The 18,378-nt window shown below is 64.2% G+C and carries 19 protein-coding genes; 8 read left to right on the plus strand and 11 right to left on the minus strand.

The window, feature by feature from the left end; translation table 11 throughout:
* The first annotated feature begins 246 nt into the window (after positions 1 to 246).
* Both GLP40_RS26190 and GLP40_RS26195 read left to right on the plus strand, forming a co-directional pair.
* On the plus strand, positions 247 to 837 hold the full coding sequence (locus GLP40_RS26190) for a TetR/AcrR family transcriptional regulator (protein ID WP_230329938.1): 591 nt from the start codon (positions 247 to 249) through the stop codon (positions 835 to 837).
* Entirely contained in the window at positions 837 to 1,634 is a 798-nt protein-coding gene (locus GLP40_RS26195) for an alpha/beta fold hydrolase (protein ID WP_154790658.1), read from the plus strand. Before GLP40_RS26190 ends, GLP40_RS26195 begins: the two co-directional genes overlap by 1 nt.
* 40 nt (positions 1,635 to 1,674) lie before the next feature.
* On the opposite strand, the gene GLP40_RS34585 is transcribed toward GLP40_RS26195, so the two are convergent.
* From GLP40_RS34585 to GLP40_RS26210, 3 genes are all read right to left on the minus strand, one after another.
* Positions 1,675 to 2,619 (minus strand): ParB/RepB/Spo0J family partition protein, encoded by a 945-nt coding sequence (locus tag GLP40_RS34585; RefSeq protein WP_196054791.1) that lies wholly within the window; start codon positions 2,617 to 2,619, stop codon positions 1,675 to 1,677.
* A gap of 441 nt (positions 2,620 to 3,060) precedes the next feature.
* Positions 3,061 to 4,077 (minus strand): GAF domain-containing protein, encoded by a 1,017-nt coding sequence (locus GLP40_RS26205; protein WP_154790660.1) that lies wholly within the window; start codon positions 4,075 to 4,077, stop codon positions 3,061 to 3,063.
* A 15-nt stretch (positions 4,078 to 4,092) separates the two neighbouring features.
* Positions 4,093 to 4,908 (minus strand): SDR family NAD(P)-dependent oxidoreductase, encoded by an 816-nt coding sequence (locus tag GLP40_RS26210; RefSeq protein ID WP_154790661.1) that lies wholly within the window; start codon positions 4,906 to 4,908, stop codon positions 4,093 to 4,095.
* 113 nt (positions 4,909 to 5,021) lie between these two features.
* On the opposite strand from GLP40_RS26210, the gene GLP40_RS26215 reads away from it, so the two are divergent.
* Together GLP40_RS26215 and GLP40_RS35140 are read left to right on the plus strand one after the other, a co-directional pair.
* On the plus strand, positions 5,022 to 5,519 hold the full coding sequence (locus GLP40_RS26215; protein ID WP_154790662.1) for a hypothetical protein: 498 nt from the start codon (positions 5,022 to 5,024) through the stop codon (positions 5,517 to 5,519).
* A gap of 179 nt (positions 5,520 to 5,698) precedes the next feature.
* Complete coding sequence (locus GLP40_RS35140) at positions 5,699 to 6,043, plus strand: AAA family ATPase (protein WP_154790663.1); 345 nt, start codon at positions 5,699 to 5,701, stop codon at positions 6,041 to 6,043.
* Here the strand turns inward: GLP40_RS35140 and GLP40_RS26225 are convergent.
* Both GLP40_RS26225 and GLP40_RS26230 read right to left on the minus strand, forming a co-directional pair.
* The gene (locus GLP40_RS26225; RefSeq protein ID WP_230329939.1) at positions 6,003 to 6,371 is read right to left on the minus strand and encodes a DUF397 domain-containing protein; all 369 of its coding nucleotides are present in this window, start codon (positions 6,369 to 6,371) and stop codon (positions 6,003 to 6,005) included. The genes GLP40_RS35140 and GLP40_RS26225 overlap by 41 nt on opposite strands.
* Before the next feature lie 17 nt (positions 6,372 to 6,388).
* Positions 6,389 to 7,243: a helix-turn-helix domain-containing protein gene (locus tag GLP40_RS26230; protein ID WP_328290670.1), complete on the minus strand. Its 855-nt coding sequence runs from the start codon at positions 7,241 to 7,243 to the stop codon at positions 6,389 to 6,391.
* 233 nt (positions 7,244 to 7,476) lie between these two features.
* On the opposite strand from GLP40_RS26230, the gene GLP40_RS26235 reads away from it, so the two are divergent.
* Entirely contained in the window at positions 7,477 to 8,037 is a 561-nt protein-coding gene (locus tag GLP40_RS26235) for a DNA-directed RNA polymerase subunit beta (protein WP_154790665.1), read from the plus strand.
* A gap of 131 nt (positions 8,038 to 8,168) precedes the next feature.
* Positions 8,169 to 8,459, plus strand: coding sequence for a DUF4254 domain-containing protein (locus GLP40_RS26240; RefSeq protein ID WP_328290671.1), 291 nt, complete (start codon positions 8,169 to 8,171; stop codon positions 8,457 to 8,459).
* 364 nt (positions 8,460 to 8,823) lie between these two features.
* Here GLP40_RS26240 and GLP40_RS26245 read toward each other — a convergent pair whose 3' ends face one another.
* Complete coding sequence (locus GLP40_RS26245; protein ID WP_154790667.1) at positions 8,824 to 9,300, minus strand: hypothetical protein; 477 nt, start codon at positions 9,298 to 9,300, stop codon at positions 8,824 to 8,826.
* Between the two features lie 254 nt (positions 9,301 to 9,554).
* On the opposite strand from GLP40_RS26245, the gene GLP40_RS26250 reads away from it, so the two are divergent.
* Complete coding sequence (locus GLP40_RS26250; protein ID WP_154790668.1) at positions 9,555 to 10,493, plus strand: ATP-grasp domain-containing protein; 939 nt, start codon at positions 9,555 to 9,557, stop codon at positions 10,491 to 10,493.
* 164 nt (positions 10,494 to 10,657) lie between these two features.
* Here GLP40_RS26250 and GLP40_RS26255 read toward each other — a convergent pair whose 3' ends face one another.
* From GLP40_RS26255 to GLP40_RS26275, 5 genes are all read right to left on the minus strand, one after another.
* Entirely contained in the window at positions 10,658 to 10,963 is a 306-nt protein-coding gene (locus tag GLP40_RS26255) for a hypothetical protein (RefSeq protein WP_154790669.1), read from the minus strand.
* A gap of 46 nt (positions 10,964 to 11,009) precedes the next feature.
* Positions 11,010 to 11,453: an SUKH-3 domain-containing protein gene (locus GLP40_RS26260; RefSeq protein WP_328290672.1), complete on the minus strand. Its 444-nt coding sequence runs from the start codon at positions 11,451 to 11,453 to the stop codon at positions 11,010 to 11,012.
* A 2-nt stretch (positions 11,454 to 11,455) separates the two neighbouring features.
* Positions 11,456 to 15,772: a WXG100-like domain-containing protein gene (locus tag GLP40_RS26265; protein ID WP_196054792.1), complete on the minus strand. Its 4,317-nt coding sequence runs from the start codon at positions 15,770 to 15,772 to the stop codon at positions 11,456 to 11,458.
* Between the two features lie 270 nt (positions 15,773 to 16,042).
* Positions 16,043 to 16,552 carry a YbaB/EbfC family nucleoid-associated protein gene (locus GLP40_RS26270; protein WP_154790671.1) on the minus strand — a complete coding sequence of 170 codons (510 nt, stop codon included), beginning with the start codon at positions 16,550 to 16,552 and terminating at the stop codon, positions 16,043 to 16,045.
* Positions 16,549 to 16,872 (minus strand): hypothetical protein, encoded by a 324-nt coding sequence (locus GLP40_RS26275; protein WP_154790672.1) that lies wholly within the window; start codon positions 16,870 to 16,872, stop codon positions 16,549 to 16,551. The genes GLP40_RS26270 and GLP40_RS26275 overlap by 4 nt, the downstream gene beginning before the upstream one ends.
* Positions 16,873 to 17,001: 129 nt before the next feature.
* Between GLP40_RS26275 and GLP40_RS26280 the strand changes: the two genes are divergently transcribed.
* Positions 17,002 to 18,240, plus strand: coding sequence for a hypothetical protein (locus GLP40_RS26280; RefSeq protein ID WP_154790673.1), 1,239 nt, complete (start codon positions 17,002 to 17,004; stop codon positions 18,238 to 18,240).
* The last annotated feature ends 138 nt before the right edge of the window (positions 18,241 to 18,378 follow it).

Here is an 18,378-nt window from a genome sequence, read left to right on the forward strand (position 1 = left end):
GGCAGGAGTCAATCGGCCGGCGCGACCAACGCCGACACCGGCTCCGGTAAGAGACGCCCACGGACACAACCATTCACGTCGATGATCGGCGATGCCCCCGGGGCGTCACGACACAGTTCGGCGGCAGCACCCCCGCAGGGTCTTGCGTGTTGGCAGACCTCCTCTTGACATCGAGATTTCGTGCATTAATTTGTTGCATGAAACTTCTGCACGAAATGAGGATTGATGTCACCACGCAAGTACCGAATGGGCGCCAGGGCCGATGCGGTACAGCAAACCCGGGATCGCATCGTGGCTGCGGCGATGGCACTGCACGCCGAGCGTGGTGTGCAAGCGACAGGGTGGGACGACATCGCGGCCGCCGCGGGTGTGTCGGCGGCGACCGTCTATCGGCACTTCGGTTCACTCGATGAATTGATCCCTGCCTGTGCGCAGACGGTGTTCGCCATCATCGTCCCGCCCACGCTGGAAGAGGCCCGCCGCCAGTTCGCGACGATGGACGACCTCACCGACCGGTTCGAACACCTCGCACGCGAATCGGCCCATTGCTACCAGCGGGGCGAGCAGTGGCTGCACGCCGCCTATCGTGAGCGGGATTTCATCCCCGCATTGGCCGCGGCACTGGCCGTTATCGAGGACACCCTGAAGGTCCTCGTAAATGCGGCGGCGGACCGACGGCTGACGAAGGCGCAGAACAGCGAGCTGTTCGTCCTGTGCAACTTCCCGCTGTGGAAGCAACTCGTCGACAGCGGCCTCGGATACGCGAACGCGGAGGCCGCATGCATCGGATTGGTCCGCGACGCGGTGTCGCGGATTGTGGATGATCGGAGAACCTGATGACACAGACGACGATGCCGCCGCGCATCGCGGTCGACAAGATCGGCGATGGCGAGCCGGCGCTGCTCTTCCTGCCGGGATGGTGCGACTTCCGTAGTCTCTTCCGCGATCTGCTGCCTCTCACGGGGCGGCATCGCACCAGCGTATCGCTCGACTGGCGCGGCCACGGCGGCTCGGATCGCGCCCTGGTCGACTTCGGGGCCATCGAACTCGCCGACGACGCGCAGCGCGTTATCGAAGACCTCGGGCTGGCTCGCGTGATCCCCATCGGTCAGGCCCACGCCGGATGGATTGCGCTGGAGTTGCGCCGCCGCCTCGGTCCGGAGCGCGTGCCGGGTGTGGTTTTTCTCGACTGGATGGTGCTCGGTCCGCCTCCCGGATTCCTCGACGCGCTCGTTGGCCTGCAGAACCTTGCCGCATCGGAGGGCGTACGCGCTGCGTTGATGGAGATGTGGACGCGCGGCATCGACTCGCCGGCAGTGCATGCGCACGTCGCGAGGATGTCCACGCATGGATTCGACATGTGGGCGCGTGCCGGGCGCGAGATCGCGGCGGGGTTCGCCGCCAATGGCTCGCCGGTGGCCGCGCTGGAGGCCCTCGCCTGCCCAGCACTGCACGTGTACGCCCAACCGACCGACGATGAATTCCTCAGCGCCCAAAAGGCTTACGCGGCCGCGCACCCATCGTTCCACGTCCAGCGCCTCGACGCCTCGAGCCACTTCCCGGTGCTGGAGGTCCCCGGCGAGATCGCCACAGCGATCGAGGCGTTCGCCGGCGAGGTCGAAGCCATCGACTGAACCGCCTGGCGTCGTCAGCGACACCCGATCCGCGCGACCGCTAAGCCGCGGTGCTTTTCGCCGTTGCCGCCTGCCGGTTCGCCGAGCGAGCGAGGGCGGCCCAGTTCTCGGCCTGCTGGGCGGCGAGTTCGGCGACGATCTCGGCGCAGTAGGGCGGAAGGTTGGCGGCCATGTCCGCCCAGGCATCGGGGTCCGCGGGGATCGTGTCGAGCAAGCGGAGGAGCTGCTTGCCGGATTCGGTGCGGGCCAGGGCGGGATCCGAGCGCAGGCTCCGCACAGCGCGGGCGAGGTACGGCAGGTCCGTGGCGGCGGACTCGACCCACGGTGCCGCGGCTTGGCGACGGTCGTCACGGATCCGTTCGGGTCGGCACTGACGTTCGAGCGGCTGCACCGCAGGGGACGGGTGCCGCGGGAGTCGGCGAGCGGGATTCGCGGTCGCTCGTTTCCGGATGGCCGCGATGGTGCGCTCGGACAAGCCGATCACCTGGGCCAGCTGGTGATTCGACCAGTCGGGGTAGAACGACAGCGCCTGTTCGGCCGCGGCCTTGCGGTCGGCGGCGGACAATGGCAGCCCGTGCGCGCTGTTCAGCCGGATCGCGAGCAACAGCGCCTGCCCGTCGTCGCCGTCGAAATAGACGGCGTCGATCCATTGCGCACCGCTGAACATCGCCGCCCGCACGCGGTGCGCGCCGTCGATCACCGTCATGCGCGCCCGGTGCACGACGATCGGCGGCAGGGCCGCGGCGACCTCCGACAGGGCGGTGACATGCCTCGAGTTCTCGCCGGATTGCCGGATCGAGTTGTCGATACACAGGCGGTCCAGCGGGATTCGAACGATATCCGAGGGATCCGGTTCCAGGAGAGCGAGATTCGCGTTCAGATGAACTCGAATGGAAGACTCCCCCGGTCGCACCGCCCGGGCGGCAATCCACTGCCAGATGCCGCCACGAAGGTGAATCCACCACGCATTCTTCGGTCCGAGCACAGCTGTCTCCCAACGCCGAGCAGCCCCGATTCCCGGAGTGCTCCGCAAGCGTTTCCGGGCAAGGCCTACCAACGACGCGCCAGGCGGCATCACAGGGACTACCGGCAAGATTCCCGCTCGCGCGGGTGCGTGTACGCCGCAGTGTAACGATGGATGCACATGATCTTCAATTGAGCAAATCGTGAGCCTGCCTGCGGGTTTTATGGCGAATCATGCTGACCTGGCACGCATGCCCGCCGCGTATTCGAGCGGTGTTATATACACAACAAACATTGCCGATGGTCTGTTTGCTGGCACCCGGATGATCCACTGAGCTCGCATGGGACATGTCACCCTCCGTCGTCCCGGCATGGTCTTGGCCGGAATCCGGATGCTCCGAGCGATGCTGGGCTCAGATGGATGCCGGCCAAAACACGCCGGAATGACGAAACGGCTTCACGCTCAGTAGTCCACCTCCGCCTCCGGATCCCGGACGGTGACCAGCGCGGCGGTGGTGTACTGATCCAGCGCCATGAGCACGGCCCGAGCCTGAACGGCCTTCCATCCGCCGTCGAGCGTCCGCAGCCGCAGCCGCCCCGAGGTGCGGCTGTGAGCGAGGTTGCGGCTCATGGCTTTCGCCGTCCCCAGATCTTCCGGATGGATCGCCGGCTCCGGCTCCCCCGCCAGCGACTGCCACGCGATGCCGGGCATGGCCGGACCCATCCAGCGCAGCAGCCGCAGCGTGCGCAGGTCGACAATGGCCCTGAAATCCCCCTCGGCCGCAGCGGCATCCAGCACCCGGTGCTCGAGAATCACCGGCGGCGGCGCCGCACTGACGTCGGTGGCGTCACCGATATCGTGGGTGACCCCGCGCAGGAAGACCTCGGATTCGCCTGCGGCATTGCGCTCTTCGAGCATCCGGCACGAGAAGTGCGCCGCCCGCAGCGCACCGTCATCCCGACGCACCGTCCACACCGCCTGATGTTCGGTGCCCGGCGCGGACCTGACCACCTTCGCCAGGGCATCCGACTCGTCGCTATTGGTGATGACGCGGGTGAACACCCCCGCGATGGCATGCTCGCGCGCCCTGTTCTCCGGCGCCACGCCATACAGATCCAGTAGATCATCCGACCGCGTCGACTTGGATGTGGACAGGTTGAAGTACCAAGCCCCCACCGGATCCCGCGGCGGCACCTCCTCCTCCACGGGACCCGACCACACCAACACCGCATGCATCCGCTCCGGCGTGATCAGCAATGGCATGGTGAGGGTCCGCCGCCGTCCGCTGTCGCTCATGATCTCCACCGGCTCGAGCGCTTCCGCTGTCGCCGCCACCGCCCCACGAAGGGTCGCCAACGTCTCGCGCTGACGGAATATCTGCGTCAATGGCACGAATTTCCTTGGCGCACTGCCCAACCCGATGACCGTCGGCTCACCGCCGCCAAAGGTCTCGATCAACAGCCATCGCGTACCGACCATCCGTGCCTTCCCCTCTCATCCCCTGACCACAAGCCGAATCAGCCTCTCGTACTGCCCGCCCGCCACCCTGGCGGCGACTTCGGCGAGGATCGCGTCGGGTCCTATCAGTACACGACTCTGCCCCCGTTCGATACCACGCAAAATCACCCGCGCCGCCGCACCCGGATCCGTCCGCGCGACATGCCGGTCGAACCGCTCCGCCGCCCTGTCCGCATCCACCCCCGCCGCCGCGAGCGCCGACCAGGCGATCCCGGTCTTCACCCCACCCGGAAAAACGCAGCTCACAGCCACATTCGGCTGCCCACGCAACTCCGACCGCAAGGACTCGGTGAACCCGCGAACCGCGAACTTGGCCGCCGTATAGGGCGCGGCCCCAGCCAGCCCGATCAACCCATACGCCGATGAGAGATTGGCGATCCTCCCCTGCGGCGACTTCACCACATACGGCAAAAACGCCTTGGTCGTCACCACGGTCGCCCCGAAGTTCGCCCGCATCACCGCATCGAAATCCCCCGGCCCCGACTCGAGCACCCCACCGTAGAACAACCTCCCCGCATTGTTGATCAACACATCAACTCCCCCCAACCGCCCCACGACCTCGTCCGCAACCTCCCCCATCCGCTCCACATCCGCCGCATCGGCCACCACCCCAACAACTTTCGCCCCCCGCCCCTGAAGCTCCTCCACCGTCTCCGCGAGCCGCTCCCCATCCACATCCACCAACCCCAGCGACCCCCCGGCCCCAGCCAACCGCACCGCCAACTCACGCCCGATTCCGGCCCCCGCCCCGGTGACGACAGCAACCCGACCCGCATAAAAGCTATGTTCCATGCCCGTGAGTCTGCACAGCGTCCAGGCATCTCGCGAGACATGTTCCGCCGCAAAGCCGATCGCCGAACAACGCGGATATGCTCTCCGGCAGAGCGTTTCATAATATCTGCGGTGTGAGCGCCGTGATTTCCGCCTTGATCGCCGTTGCCGGAACGCTGCTCGGCAGCGGGGCAACTTTCCTCTTCCAGCGCATCACTGCGGACCGAGCAGCGGGTCAGGCCGCTGCCGAGCGTCTTCGACAGGATCGGCTCAATGCTTACAACGCCTTCGCCGATATGGCCCTGGAGTACCGCAGGACCCAGATCGACCGGTGGTACCGGATCCAGGAAGGTGGTCCGGATATCGAAGAGGCGACCAGGGCGGAGTCATACACCAAGCGCACCGCCCTGCGCAGCGCCTTGCTGCGCGTGCAGCTGTTGACCAGCGATACACGCCTGCATGAGCTGGGCAGCAAGATCATCGAGGTCACTCAGGCCATTCATCGCGCCGCCGATCTGCAGGCACGAAACGAGCGCGGCGATGAATCCAAGGCAATGATCGACGCTTTCGTCAAGCACGCCGCCATCGAGGTCCAGTCGGCTTTGATCGCTCTGGTACGCGTGGGCGGATAACGCACGAACGATGTTGACGGAAGGCGAACCCGATCCTCTGGCAGGTGCAGACGCTCGCCGCTGTGATCGGACAGGCCTTCAATGCGAATCCTGGCGCGCCTTCTTCCGCACGCCCACCTCATTACCAGGGTGCGGAACGACTACTTCGAGGCGAATTCGGCAGTGCTGAACTATGATTCATGCCCAGCTTCGCAATTCTGTCGATCGGGAGGGGACGCGCGTTGTCGCGGATCGATGCACCACCGGCGCTGGTCGATCGAATCGACGAGATGTCCCTGCTACTGGGATGCATCGATCGCGCCGTACAGGCTGGCGAGGGTGCGGTGGTGGTGCTGCAGGGTGAGGCAGGTGTCGGCAAGAGCACCCTGTTGAAGACGTTCAGCGAGCACGCAGCCGAACGGCACCCCGATGGAGTCTTTTGTTGCGCGACCTTTCGCTGCAGATCTCGGACGCGCAAACCTTCAACAGCCGCCCCCGCCCCCCTCAAACTGCGAAGAACTCCCCGTCGCGTACTCCCGACGTGAAGGCGGACCATTCAGCGGCAGTGTATGTAAGGCATGTCCCGTCCGCGGAACGCATGCTGACCGCGCCGGTTCCAGTGGTGCGATCGATGGCTGGCACGCCCTCTGCGGTGACCCCGATGTCGGTTTCCAGTACCGAGCCCAGGAAGGCAGGCCAACTCGCCGACTCGATTGCGATCAGGGGTTGTTCGGCAGGGTTGTTGGCAGGATTGCGGAGGTACTTGCTGTCACGAACGAACACCCGTTCACTGTCGAAGGCCACCTCGACGCATTCTCCGCCGTTCGACCCGCTGTAGCTGGACTTCCGCCACGTGAGGGCGATGGTGTTCATTATTGGTCGCTCCGAACTCATGCTTCCAGGCTGGCAAGGCGTGCCGCGATGACCTCTGCGGACTCGGAGGGAGAGAGTGCCGCAGCGCGCATGCGGTCGGCCATCATCTTATACAGCCGAACTTGATCCTGGTCCTGCACGTACAGGGCGCCTGCCGCGAATTCGAGATAGCCGATGCTCTGGGCGCTTTCGAAGTCGAGCAGCATGAATTCGTCGTTGATGCCATCGTGCACGGCCACCCGGGTGGGCATGATGTGGAGCTCGACGTTGTCTAGCTGAGCCATGTCGAGCAGGTGCTGGAGTTGTTCCCGCATCACAACCGGACCGCCAACCGGCCGGTCCAGGACGGCTTCCTCCAGCACGGCGACCATTCGCAGAGGGTTCGGGTCGTTGATCAGGCGCTGTCGCGCCATACGGCTTCGCACGACTTGAGGGACGTCCATCAAGGCGATCTGCAGTCCACCCTCCAACACGGCGGTGGCGTAGTTCTCCGTCTGCAGCTGGCCGGGGATGACCTTTGAGCGATATACGAACTGCCCGGTGGCGAGACCTTCCAGACCCATGAAGGTACGGAACCAGTCCGGCAACACGTCCGAAAACGGCGCCCACCACGTCGTTCGGTCGGCCTGTCCAGCAAGGGATGCGATTCGGTCGATGTGCTCGACATCGGCGCCGTAAGCCCGGAGCAGTGCGGTCGTCTCATCCGGTTTCTGTTGTGTTTTACCGGTTTCCAGGTAGTTGATCTTCGGCTGGTTGCAGCCGAGGATCTTCGCGGCATCGGCCTGCTTGATGCCGGCCTTCTCACGCGAGGCCCGCAGGTCGTGGCCAATGAGGAACCGCAGCGCAGCTGGATCGGAACGACGATCCGACACTTCTTACCTCCCACTGTGGCCCGTATCAGCTGACAAATACATCGTACTTCGGAGGAAATCGATGCCAACTTTGCCGTTCGTATCATGTTCCGTATATATACAGCCTAGTATTGCACTAGCCACTACATGACCTCACCATCCGGTACCAGCCGCATGGACAGCCTTCCGAAGGCGGTGACTCGCATGTCTCTCAGTGCTAGTGATCAACTCCCCCGCCGTGGCGGTGCGAGATGATGAGTCGATCGCCCGAGTCCGACGGGGCGCGGCGTCTGCGCGAGCCGTTCCGGCCTGCCCCCGAAAGAAGCGACATCGGCATTACGTCGCTAAGCGATACGCCAGAAACCAGGTGCGCCTACTACCGCAGCCATTGCGGGCTGCAAGCGCACGTAGAGCACCAGACCGGCCGAATCATCCTGAGAGTCGGTACCGTCGCCGCGATCACCATGCCGAGCGGACTCGGCGTCCGGGTCAAGGGCCTACTGGCGGCACGCAACGTTGCTGCAGGTCCGGTCATATCCCACCCTCGTTCCCAACGGTGGACTTTTCTTGCCGCCCCGGATATCCCGGTGTTCGATCTCCTCCTCTACGCGGAGATGTACCGCGCGTCGGTAACCGTGGCACCGGTGGGTGCCGAAGTTGCCCTGCCGTCACCCACCAACAACACGGATGCATATCGGGTCTGGAACACATTGCCCGACAACGATTGTCGACCTTCGGCAGCCCTTGTGCTGGAAGTGGTCCGCGACTGTGCCCAGCTGCGGCGAGTAACCGGCGCAAAAGATTCGGAGCGCTGATGGACGCCCTGCCTACGAAGGATCGCGTCTTAGCCGCCTGCCGCGGCGACGTACAGGGCGATCACCCCGTATTACGTTGGGCCAGAGAGCTGACCGCGCTACACCGTCAGCGCCTCGCCATAGATCTGCCAGTGCGCGACAGCATTGAGCAACAGCGCCGCGCACTGATCCACGACATAGACAACTGGGTCGCGAATCAAGTTCTGCCGACACTGGGTTGCGCTCGGTTGCACACCGAGAGCCTCGGGGCGGTCATCGACCGACTGTCGAAGTTCTCCGCGTGCGCTCTCGCGGCGTTGACCAGTGCGGACGACTCGGAGCTGTGGCACGCGTGGGAGCGGCTGGCGCAGCTGGCCGTCGGCTACGACGACCTCAAAGACGAAGTCTCGACTGGGCGACGCCGACTGCCCAGCGCTCATTGAGAGAAATCCTCGACCGAAATCCAGGTTCTCGTCTTCAGGAGAATGCCATGTTCGCAGCGGTATGGACGTTTCTGACTGGCCTCGGCATCGGAGGGCTGGCGGTGTGGGCGCTCGTTTCATTCACGGCACTGAACCCCGTCCATTCACCCCAGCCGAAGGACTGCTGGACGGTTGAGAGCATTGCGGCCCGCATAGAACGCGAGCGACACGAAAACCGCCGCATAGGCCGAGAAGCCGACCTCCGATCCGGATAGTCAACACCGATTCTTCGGTGTAAAGCTGTCCGCTTGTCTTGCGGGAATGTATCTAGTACAGGTCCCGGCCTTCCGGACCAGCAGGCAGGTAACCCCGCCTGGATCCAGGCTCATACAGAGTCAGCCGCAAAAACCGGATTCGGATTAGGACGAATCCGAACACTCGGGTCGGTGGCTACCGCCACCGAAGGGAGGGCACCCAGCTGACCTGAATCCTTGTAGACCACGGGGATACCACCCGCGATGGCGAATGATAAATCGCCGTCCATTAGCCACTCGCGTGCGCCTACCCTGAACACATATAGTTCATCGTTCTCGACGATTTCTTTATCGTCGACATAGAAAGTGCCGTGACGCCATTTCGGCATAAAGTGGCTAACGATAGTTTCGAATGCCTGGTCGTATGTTGTGGTCATGTTCCCAACCTCAGTGATCGTCATATGAACGGCGGGTGCGCCCAGTGCGAGGCGCTGGGCGGACAGTGCGGCGTATCCGAGCAGCAGACCGCTCAGACACAACTCGACGGTGTCGGTCTCGGCGTGGTCCCATCCCCAGGTCCAGCGAGCGACGGGTGTGCTTACGATCACGGCGCTCCCTTCGGCGATGATTCGGAATGACTCGTTCAGGAAAGGTCCTCGTGAATCCAGCGGATGTCAGCCTTCTGACCGGGTCGTTTCCGGCGCGTCTGGGTGCTGGCGAGCGGTACACATCTCACTTCGACGGCATTTCTTCAGTTTGACCGAGGACATGCGAATTCGCATACCCCTTCCGTCGAGTCGGGCATCCAATACACTGATGTGGCAACGTATTTCGCATATGAGAGTTGCGGCGGGGGATCATCGTGAACGACATCGTCGTGATGACGGACTTCGGTTCGACCGAGGGCAGCCGAGCGCATCTGACACGCGCCGTGCAGGTGCTGACCGCTCGCGCACCCGTTGCGATCGATGCCCGCCGCTTCTACGACGGCGGTGACGGGACAGTCCGGTGGATCGGATCGACTCCGATCCTCGAGATCCCCATCGACGGCGTGCACGCTGAACCGGCGGTCCTGATCCTCTACGAGATTCCTCCGGCCGACCGGCCTCGGCTGGCCCTCTTCCAGGAAACGATCGGACGCGACACCGTCGCCTGCCTCGGTATCGATGCCTCCGCGTGGCACGTGGCCACCGACAAGCAGTACATGATCGACCGGTTCCGCACAGCAGGCATCCCGCAGATGGAATCGATAGTGCTGCAGCAGCCTTCCGCGTCGGCCGCGGAGGAAGCGTTCGAGCGCTTGGACTGTGACGTGTGGACTCGCCCTGCGGTCGGTATGGGCGGTTCAGACGTCTTCCACGTCACCGATGGCAAGCAGCTCCGCAGTGTCGTCGCACGGTACGCGGCGAGCGGGCAGAAGTTCGTATTGACCCGCGACGCCGGCAATTTCGATGTGCGAGGCCGACGCCACCAATACCGTGTGGTTGTGCTCGGCGACCGGGTGCTGCGGGTCTGCGAGCATGTGCAGGCGAACCCGGATCTGCCGTGCAACGAGTCCCGGGGAGCCCGCTCGATCTTGCGCCCGCGGCACGCGTTGACGACGGCCTTGGAGGACCTGGCGATCGCGGCCACCCGGGCACTGGGACTTCCGTTCGGTGGTGTCGATCTCGCCGTCGAGAACGGTGGGGTGGTATTCGAGGTCAACGTCCACCCGGTACTTACCGGTGACCAGGGCTTCGAAACAGTCGCAATCCCGTACGTACAAGCGCATCTCGCCGAGTCGGCGTCCGCTGGTCGCTAGCCGCGGGACTACGTTCGGAGACGAAGTATCCGGTGACCACCACCCTGGAACCAACCCTTCGACAAACCCCTTCCCGCCCTACCTCCGGTACCGGGATGGCCTGGTGCGAGTCGCCGACAGAAGTACTCTGGCGTAGGCCACCGATCCCGCTGGATCCAGCTCAGTTATGCAGAGTCGGCCGAAAAAACCGGATTCGGATTACGGCGCACCCGAACACCGGGGTCGGTAGCCACCGCTACCGAGGGGAGAGAGCCCAGCAGACCTGAATCCTTGTAAACCACGGGGACGCCACCCGCGATCGCAAACGAAAGATCGCCGTCCACCAGCCACTCACGTGCGCCCACCTTGAACACGTAGAGCTCGTCGGTCTCGACAATTTCCTGATCATCGACATAAAAGGTGCCGTGACTCCACGTCGGCTTGAAATGGCTGACAATGGTCTCGAATGCCTGGTCATATGTTGTAGTCATGTTTCCCTCTCTAGGTCGGTCGTGGTCTCGGGTGCCCGGCACCGCATCAGCGTTCTTCAACAGGCACAGGTGAGTTGCCGAGGATCAGGGATTCGAGTGCTTCTGGAATCGGGCCGAACGAGGCGAGCCAATCGGCAACCAGGTAGAGATCGCCCGACTCGGACATTCCGAGGAAGTAGCGGCCGGAGTCGAGTTCACCCACCGGTGCGATCGACTCACCGACGACCTCGGCCCATTCGGCGAACCTGTCGTCCTCGCCCTCGACCAACAGGGGATCCAACTCGAAGGGTTCACGGGCGGAAGTGATTCCTGGGCCGGAGATATCAACAGCCAACCCCCCGAATTCCTTGAGAAACCGATCTGCCGCGGCGTTCCATCTGAACCCGCCGCGTTCCAGCCTCTCCCTCCAGGCACTGGTATCGACCTGCCTACCGGGCGACCATCCCGAAGCACGAAGAATACGTTCGGTCTCGTCCGTGAACTGCGTCACAATTATCTCCCATCGTCGGTAATGAAATCCAGCGAATAGTGTTCCCGGAGAGGCTTACAGCTAGGGCAAGGGCCTACCGGGTACCCATGCTTCGGGTGGTCCGGATTGCTGCGAACAATCTTGGCAGCGGCCTTGGCGCCGGTCGGATCCAATCCCGCGTCCAGCGCCTCCGATATGCACCGGGGAAGTCCACAGGAGCCATGTCCGCGGCCCCGCTCTGCGACAGGAATCGCATCGAGGATCCGCTCTACGTCCGGATGCAATGTAGCCGATTCGCCTCGGAGACTCGGTGCCGTAAACACCTCTCCACTTGCCAGTCGAAGTCCTTCTGCCACGGCTGGGCGGTTCTTCGCCGGTGACCATGACACGCATTGGTCCGCTTCATGCTGTGTCGCATCGAGAAGCTCGATGTCAGCTTGTTCCTCGATCGGCGTGGGGTGATGCTCGCCCTCGGGCGGAGTCCCCTCGCCCTCGTGCTCATCGGTCCGGCTCGGGTGGGTGTCATGTGTATCCCCTAGCCGGACCGGCCCGTCCGGTTCGACCGGATGATCGGGAGTACGGGGAGTGTTAGCGATGTCAGCGCGAGTATCGGCGGGTGCAGGGTTCGGGTCCCTGTCCGACTGGGTGGGCTCAGGTGCCGAGCGTGGTGGGACCACGTCGGTTACAGGCTCACTCCTGGGTACACGCGCGGCGTCCTCATCGCGTCGCAGCGAATTCGGCTTCTGCTCAGAAGCTTCCGGCGTTCGGCCATCGACCTCCGGGTGATCGGACTCGTGAGGCGATCGAGTGGTTTCGTGATCACCCTGGGATCCGGTTTCCGGCGATCGGCTGTCGCGTTCAGAGCTGCCTGCCATGGGCTCGCGTTCAGCGGCCGGCGAACGCTCCGATTGCGGCCCGGACCCGGCAGGCTCAGGACGGTCGGGCAGGAAGAACTTTTCGTTCTCGCCCAGGTATTTGGCGAGTTGGGGTTGGTGCTCGTCGAGCAGTCGCCACGGCGCGGAGGTTCTGTCGGTATCCGACAAGCCGAGCCTTTCAAATCGCTCGGCGAACTCGGCACGGAGATCAGGGAGTTCGTGTTGGCGAGCTGGATCACTGTCGGCCAGCACGATTTCTCTGCTGAGGGCGCGTAGGTCCTCGAAACGGCCCTTCAGGTGTGGGGTCAGGGAGTCAGGACGATCGGGATTGGGCTGGTGCGCGGGGGTGGGCTGTTCCTCACCGGGGTTTGAGGGGGCATGGTTCTTCTCGGGGTGCTCCATGGAGTGCGGTGCGGCCTGGTCTGGGTTTGAGTCCAGGTTGGCGTGAAGCTCGCCCGGATGCTTTGGCGCGGAGCGGTTTTCGGACGTCGGATTCGCCTGGTGTGGAGGGGTTTCCTCGGGTACGTGCGTTGGTTCGACGAATTTTTCGACGGCGCTGAACGTTGGGATGGGTTTGTCGTCCAGCCTGATGTATTGCGTGTTACCGCCGCGATCGAAGTAGGGGGCCGCATCGAGCACGGCAGGTGTGGGCTGACCGTCAATGAATCGGACTGTGCCGCCGACATTTTCGACGGAAAATACGTGCCCGCCGCCGGTCTTCCAGTTGATGAAGACCGCGCCACGAGATCCGGGCTCACTGAAGGCCGCCTCGATCTCAGCCCTGGTACCGGCCTGCCACTGCCCACCCCAGGCTTGCGAGACCTCGGAGATAGGTCGACCGCCCGGCCCGCCTTCCTCGGTTCGGAGGGGCTTCTCGAGCGGGCCGGCGGACAGCTCGGGTCCTGCCAATCCGCGGCGCCGGATCTCGTATGCCTGAACGCAACTCGTGCAATTCTCGGAGTACGCCGATTGCTTCGGATCGAATTTGGTGTTGATCTCGTCAAGCACCCGGTCGACCTCGGCGTTCGTCGCCGCTGTCTCGTCGGCATGGGCGGGTGTGTCGGCCGGATCGCCGCCCTCGTCGTGTCCTTCCTTGCCAGGGTGTGCTTGCGGGTCGGTATTCGGGTGGTCAACCGGGGAATGTTCCGGAGCGGGTTTGGTCGGCTCGGAATGGTCGGGGAGGAAAAACTTCTCGTTGTCGCCCAGATATTTAGCAAGTTGTGGTTGATGCTCTTCGAGCAGCCGCCATGGTGTTGTCGTCCTGTCGGTGTCCAGCAGGCCGAGCTTTTCGAATCGTTCGCCGAATTCGGCACGCAGGCCAGGGACTTCATGCTGGCGGGCTGAATCTCTGTCTGCCAGCACGATTTCAGTGGCGCGGGCGCGCAGGTCCTCGAAACGTTCCTTCAGATAGGGAGTCAGCGACTCTGGGCGATCAGGGTTGGCCGGGTGCTCCGGCTCATGCGCAGGGGCATGCTGCTCATCGTCCGGGCGAGTCGGAGCATGCTGTTCCTCGTCCGGGCGGGTCGGAGCATGCTGTTCGTCATCGGGGCGGGTTGGGGCTTGTTGGTCGTCCAAGTTTTCTGCGGCGCGCGGGGCAGCCTCGTCGGGGTCGACGTCCGGTGTGCGGCGGGGATCGTCCGTGTGGGCAGGATCCTCCGAGCGGCTGTCTCTCGGAGTCCGCTCGGAACCGGGGGAAGTCGTGCCGGTTTTGCTGGTCGGGTCGATGGGGCGGTTCGCTGGGCGATCATTGGGGGCACGGTCGACCGGGATCGGCGTGGCTACGGCGGGCTCGATCCGCGCGGGGGTGCCGGCGGGGTTGGCAGTCTTGGTGTTTGGTTGTTCGATGGATGTGCTGGCTGACTGAACTGTCTTTTCGGTGCTCGCCTGCGGGTCGTGCGTTGACGTAGGGGCGGCCTCGATGCCGGAGTGCCGCGTCTGCAGTGGCGACGGTTCCGGTCGTGCGGTGCCACCGGGACGTGTATCAGTCGGTAATGCCGAGCGGGAGTCGAGGGTTGGTCGGGTGTTCTGAGTACCGGATAGGTCGGAGGTGGGGTGTGGTTGGGTCGCCGGAACGTCGGCAGGTTTGGTGGTCGTCGGGACGTCATTGCGGACCGGCGCGGGCGAATTCGATCCCGGATCGGCGAGGGCGGGCGAGCCGGACCCGGTGCCCGACGGCATTCCGGTGCGGTCGGCGACGGGCGCAACCTGAACCGACGCGCTCAGATCACCGAGTGTTGTTCCTCCGCTGTGGTTTTCGCCTAAGCGCGGATTGTCCGCCATGATCGGCGAGTGCTGTGGACTGTCGCCGAGTCCGGCGGCGCGGGGATCGGCCAGGTGTTCCTGCGCGGGCGTGGCGACATCGCCGGGCTGCTTATTCGACGGTGCGTCCGCCGGATGCGTGGATGTTCCCTGATCGGTACCGGGATGACCGGGAGTTTGTTCGGTGTCGCTGGTATGCGGAGTGTTCTGCTGCTTCGGAGATTCGGAATCGGGGGTGGCAGGAGTCAGGTCGCTGGGATGGGCCGTGGCGGCGTCGACGGTCTTCGGTTGGTTGCGGCTGTATTCGAGGGCACCTTGGCGCAGGCCCGCGGTCGCGCCCTGGGCTGCACCGCCGGTGACTGTGCGCCAATCGAACTCGCCGCCGGTGGCCAGTGAGTACAGTCCCATGGTTCCGCCGGCAACACCGCCGCCGATCGCACCGCCGGCGGCGTGGGAGATGTATGCGCTTGCGCGGTCGCCCAGCATGTTCGACAACGGTTTGGTGAGCCCTTTGCCGATGCCGGCGCCGATGGGCCCGCCGATCGCGCCGGCACCGGCCGAGGTCAGGGCGGTGATGCCGAGCTGGCCGAAGTCGAAGTTGTCGCGGGTGCCCTCGATCATCTGGGCGACCTGGATCCCGGCATCGGTGGCGGTGCCGATGATCGTGTTCAGCGCGATGTGCCGGACGGTGTACTTGACCACCGCGGCCGCAGCCGATTCCGCGGCCTTCTTCGCGGCTTCCGAGAGCAGCCGTCGGGTCAGGAACCGCACCGCGACACGGGCGGCGCCGACCGCGACCGCCTCGGCCTCCCCCATGAGCGGCCCCGTCAGCGGTGCCGCGGCCAGGTCGATCGCCAGCGTCACCAGCGTGGCGTAGAACATGATTTTTGTGTATTCGGTCTCGGTGCCCATGCCGTGGGCACTGTTGCCGATCTTGTCCATCCACCCGGCGAGTTCTTCGATCGAGCCGTTGCCCGAGCGCATCTTCTCCAGCTCGGCGACCATCGCCTCACCGCCGTCACCGAACGGATACGCCACCTGCGCGGCAGCTTTCGCAACATCGATGTGATCGCCGAGAGCGCGCATTTGGTCCGCGTGGGAATGCCAGTCATCGGCCATGGCCCACAACGAGTCCTCGTCGCCATCCGGCCATTTCATCCCCGCCAGATACCCCAGCCACCCCGCGCCCGGCGGCCGCGGAATCATCGCCCGACCCCATCGACACGAACGCCGTACGGCGACAGCGGATACTCTGCCGACAATCGGGATGCTGCAGACGAATCCCCCCGGATCCCTAGCACCAACCCCCCAAGAAGCCATCCACCCTTAGACCGTGCCAGACGCTATGCAACCAAACCCAAGATTGGTACGCAACAGCGACCACGGCCCATAACACCGCAGGAGGGCTCGATTGGGCCCTCTAACAGCAATTTCGCGGTCTTGGTCGCCAGCCAGGCATGTTGATCACACCGGTGTTTACCACTCCGGCGCAGCGATATTGCTCCGCTGGTTCAGATCGATGTATTCGACGTCGGTGAAACGCTGGTCCGCACCCTCGTTGGTGTCGCTCAGGCGTTCTGGGGCCCCGGGAGGCGCGGTGGAGATCGGCAGCGGCTCGGGGACCATGTCCTCCACGTCCGGCAGCCCGACGATCAGATCGGACAGTTTCGGAATCCGTGCCCGGCTGTCACGTAGCGGGGCCATCAGCTCTTCGTTCTTGCGAGCCATTTCCGCAGCCGCGGCCTGCGCGGCCTCGGTGACCGCCTTCGCGATCTCGTGGGGCTCGAGGTCGAGGATTTCCTCGCTGAATTTCGTATCGATGACGACACCATTCGCGTTGACGGTCACTGTCACTCGCTTGTACCCACCAGTGCCGCTGGCGATCAGCTCGGTGCGTTTGCGATTGATCTCGGCGATCGCATGCATCTGCACCTGGAACTCGTCGAGCAACCCGGCCAGCTCCGCCTTGCCCTGCTCGTTGGTCATGAATCCGCCCCGAATCCTCGGGCGTTGCTGCCGTCGACACCGGTCAAGGCGTCCGTGGCTTTACTCTGCGTGGTCGCGAAGTGGTCGAAGCTCGTCGCGATAGTGGCGATCCCGTCGGTCTGGTTGCCGGACTGGGCCAGATACCCATTCTCGCCGCCTGCGAATCGCTGGCCGTATTCGTCATTACCCCACGGAGTTCCTTTGGCGGACAACGCATTTTGCAGCGAGCTGAGGATATCGCGAACCTGGTCGTGCACCTGCGCCGTCTTATCGGCGGCAGTATGCAGTGCCTCGGCATTGACTTCGACCTTGTCGGCCATATTGATCAGCTCCTCCCCAAACGGTCCTTCGACGCTGTCATAGCAACCCTTCATATTCAACCGGAACGACCGGCCTGCTGTCCCGGCCGGGTGTGTAGGGTCGCAATCGACAGAGGAGGGGAATCCATCGTGACCGGCGAACCAGCCAACCCTGATGACGAGTATCTGAACAACTTCATGCGCGAATCCGCCGTCGCCACCGGCGAGCCCGATGTCGCGATTTCCCTTGTCCACGAACGTCAACTGCCCGCCGTCGACCAGCAGCAGATCAGAGCGCAGGCGCGGGAGCTAACCCGTACGATTGCCCGCGAACTTGCCGCCACAGCTCCGGAAGGGTGGGAGCGGCTTGAGGCCGTGTTCGTGTGGACCGTCGCCGCGCAGTCGTGGCGGATTGTCTTCTCGAAGGGAGAGCGCACGCTACGAGTCGATCCTTCCGAGAAGGTGGTGGCCTCGGTTGGTGAGCAGCGCGAGGTGACCGCGCGGATGCCCGAGGGGCCGTGGTGGCGGATGCTGATCCGGCTCACCAACGTCGGCGCCCTCGAAACCGACTACGACTACGGCGACGAACCGTTCCCCGATGAGGACCTCCTCGCCCCCGATGCGTATCTCGCGGACCTACAGGCATATCCACGTTCTCGGGTACCGGTGTGGTTGGCCGCCTATGTCGGGCACCGGGATCGACAGAGGCGCTCTCCACGCACCGCGGCCGAACAGGCCCGCCGCCACCGCGACAGCGGTGTGCACCCGCAACTTTCGACCGACGACTTCCCACCGCTGCCTGAGCTATGGGGTCGATGGGCAACGCTCGCCGCGATATACGCCGCGATCGGTTCACTGCAGGCGCCGCGGATCCTGCCATCTCTGGCTTGGTTCGAAGGATCGGCCCGCAGCGGCAGCACCCTCTACCTGCTGGCACACGACCGGGCCGTCATCTCCGGCGGCGTCTGGAACGCCGCGACCCTCGACGCCGCCTACAACCAGGGCATGCCGATGCCGGAATTGTATGCAGGCGCGCCGGAATGGATCACCGACGCGGTGCTCAACCCGCGCGCCGCGATTGGAACATTGTCCTTCTGCTACTGGTGGGACAACGGCCGCTGGTACCGCGGCGACTCACCCACCGGGCCAGGCGTTGCCGCCGCAGTACCGGGCGTGTGGACCGCCGAAACCACGCTCGGCGTCGTCAGCCGAGTCCTCACCACGGGGGGCCGGCGCGTCGACGGAAGCGTGGAAAAGGCTGCGGTAGAACTGATCTCGGCTGCGGAAACAGGTGCGGTAACCCGCTCCCTCGTAGCCTCCGTTCTCGACCCCGACGCCGTCGACATCGATGCAGCACTCAACCAACTCACCCTTGCCGGCCTCACATGAATCGTCGAATAGCCACTACCACAACCTGAGGTAGTCGCCCGAGTACACCCGACATCCTCGAACAGGGCTACGCCACCACTGCCTACCCCTCGACCGCCTGAAAGCCGAATGCGTTGAACGCGGTTGGATGGTCCCGTA

Source organism: Nocardia aurantiaca (genome assembly GCF_009708175.1).
GTDB classification, from domain to species: domain Bacteria; phylum Actinomycetota; class Actinomycetes; order Mycobacteriales; family Mycobacteriaceae; genus Nocardia; species Nocardia aurantiaca.

Bases quoted from the DNA above. Each gene is read 5' to 3' on its own strand.
- GLP40_RS26190 (WP_230329938.1), top strand. From the start codon at position 247: ATGGGCGCCAGGGCCGATGCGGTACAGCAAACCCGGGATCGCATCGTG.
- GLP40_RS26195 (WP_154790658.1), top strand. From the start codon at position 837: ATGACACAGACGACGATGCCGCCGCGCATCGCGGTCGACAAGATCGGC.
- GLP40_RS26205 (WP_154790660.1), bottom strand. From the start codon at position 4,077: ATGGTCGGTACGCGATGGCTGTTGATCGAGACCTTTGGCGGCGGTGAG.
- GLP40_RS26210 (WP_154790661.1), bottom strand. From the start codon at position 4,908: ATGGAACATAGCTTTTATGCGGGTCGGGTTGCTGTCGTCACCGGGGCG.
- GLP40_RS35140 (WP_154790663.1), top strand. From the start codon at position 5,699: ATGCCCAGCTTCGCAATTCTGTCGATCGGGAGGGGACGCGCGTTGTCG.
- GLP40_RS26225 (WP_230329939.1), bottom strand. From the start codon at position 6,371: ATGAACACCATCGCCCTCACGTGGCGGAAGTCCAGCTACAGCGGGTCG.
- GLP40_RS26235 (WP_154790665.1), top strand. From the start codon at position 7,477: ATGAGTCGATCGCCCGAGTCCGACGGGGCGCGGCGTCTGCGCGAGCCG.
- GLP40_RS26255 (WP_154790669.1), bottom strand. From the start codon at position 10,963: ATGACTACAACATATGACCAGGCATTCGAGACCATTGTCAGCCATTTC.
- GLP40_RS26265 (WP_196054792.1), bottom strand. From the start codon at position 15,772: ATGATTCCGCGGCCGCCGGGCGCGGGGTGGCTGGGGTATCTGGCGGGG.
- GLP40_RS26270 (WP_154790671.1), bottom strand. From the start codon at position 16,552: ATGACCAACGAGCAGGGCAAGGCGGAGCTGGCCGGGTTGCTCGACGAG.
- GLP40_RS26275 (WP_154790672.1), bottom strand. From the start codon at position 16,872: ATGGCCGACAAGGTCGAAGTCAATGCCGAGGCACTGCATACTGCCGCC.